The 1,506-nt window shown below is 69.1% G+C and carries 3 protein-coding genes; 1 reads left to right on the top strand and 2 read right to left on the bottom strand.

What is annotated here, in order from left to right:
- The coding region (locus Q1K57_RS04475) for a glutathione peroxidase (RefSeq protein WP_300079429.1) at window positions 1–390 on the bottom strand (390 nt) is incomplete at its 3' end.
- Window positions 391–463: 73 nt separating this feature from the next.
- On the opposite strand from Q1K57_RS04475, the gene Q1K57_RS04470 reads away from it, so the two are divergent.
- Window positions 464–1,111, top strand: a complete 648-nt coding sequence (locus tag Q1K57_RS04470) for a hypothetical protein (RefSeq protein ID WP_300079427.1) — start codon at window positions 464–466, stop codon at window positions 1,109–1,111.
- Between the two features lie 83 nt (window positions 1,112–1,194).
- On the opposite strand, the gene Q1K57_RS04465 is transcribed toward Q1K57_RS04470, so the two are convergent.
- A partial coding sequence (locus tag Q1K57_RS04465; protein WP_300079425.1) for a hypothetical protein occupies window positions 1,195–1,506 on the bottom strand: 312 nt, incomplete at its 5' end.

Raw genomic sequence — 1,506 nt, 5'->3', positions numbered from 1 at the left:
GAGGAACTTGGTGAAGTTCCACTTGATCGCGTCGCCGAGCACGCCACCCGCTTCGCTGCGCAACCAGGTGAACAGCGGGTGTGCGTCCCGTCCGTTCACGTCAACCTTGGCGAACATCGGGAAGGTGACGCCGTAGTTGAGCTGGCAGAACTCCGCGATCTCCGTGTCGTCGGCGAACTCCTGGTTGGCGAACTGGTCGCACGGGAAGCCAAGGACCACCAGGCCCTGGTCGCGCAGGTCCTCGTACTGCTTCTCCAGACCGGCGAACTGCGGTGTGAACCCGCACTTGGACGCGGTGTTCACCACCAGCACCACCATGCCCAGGTAGTCGGCGAGGCGTTGGTCGTGACCGGTGATGGTGCGTGCCTCGAAGTCCTGCAGGTTCGTCATCCGTGATTCCCTTTCCCCCTGCTCAAGGTCGGTACTCACCTCGGTATTCCGGCCGCGACCCTAGGGTGTCCACATGGATGCCGGGTTGCTGCGCACGCTGACCTTGCCCGACCGGTTCGACGTCGTGGTCGGCGACGTGGTCGTGGGCCGCGCGGGACTGGTCTCGGTGAACCGGCTGCCCCGGCTGGTCCGGATCGGGCTGTGGACGGGCAACCTGGCCACGATCGCCGCCGCCTGTTGGTGGTTCCTCGACGGTCCGTCCGGAGTGGTGGTCGGCGTCAGCCTGCTGACGGCCCTGGCGCACGCCGCCTGGGAGCGGCGCAAGAAGGTCGTGCTCACCGACCCCGTCCTCGCCCAGGCCTCCGTCCGCGCCGCCCGGGCGTTGGGACGTGAGGTGCAGCCCGGCCGGTGGCGGATCGACGCGCCGGGAGCGCAGGAGTTGGGGCGTGAGTTCGTCCGCCTGCATGCGATGGCCTCGCCGCGCGGCCCGGGCAATCCGGACCTGCTCCGCGAGCGGGCGCTGCTGGACGCGGCCGCGCCCGCGCTGCGTCCGTTCATGCAGCCGACGCTCGCGGCCGGTCGTCCCCTCGCGGCTCTCGAAGGTCCGGACGCAGAACCGCCCGGCGAGGGCGTCCCGCACCTGCCCGGCGCGCCCTGGCCCGTGCTCGATCAGCCCGACCCCGGGTGGCCCGTCCTCCCGGCGGAGGAGCGCGGTACCTGAGCCTCTGCGGGAGCAGACATCGTTGGGTGACGTCCGACCGATGATTGGGCAGGCCCTGGCCGGCCGATCAGTCGATTCGGCCGCTACCTCAAAACGCTGAACAGGTAGCCCGCGCCGGGCTCGTCGGTGCCGTCGAGGAACACCTCCGCGGTCCAGTACTTGTCGGGGTAGGGGATGATCACATCCTGACCGAGGATGATGTTCCGCGTGACGTCATACATCGCATTGACGTCGTAGCCCTCTCTCCGGTGCATGGCCTCGTGGTCGCCGACGAAGGTGGCAAACGCACACTGCGAGCAGTACGGCGGACCGGCGTCCTCGCCGCACTCCGGGGCGAAATCCACGGCAAGGAAGCCCTCCGGCACGGGTGCGTCGGCCTTCATGAACCGCCCCCA

It is taken from the genome of Propioniciclava sp. (genome assembly GCF_029977985.1).
Lineage (GTDB): Bacteria > Actinomycetota > Actinomycetes > Propionibacteriales > Propionibacteriaceae > Propioniciclava.
The sequence above is the reverse complement of the archived record's forward strand: the minus strand, read 5'-3'. Positions and strand labels throughout refer to the sequence as shown.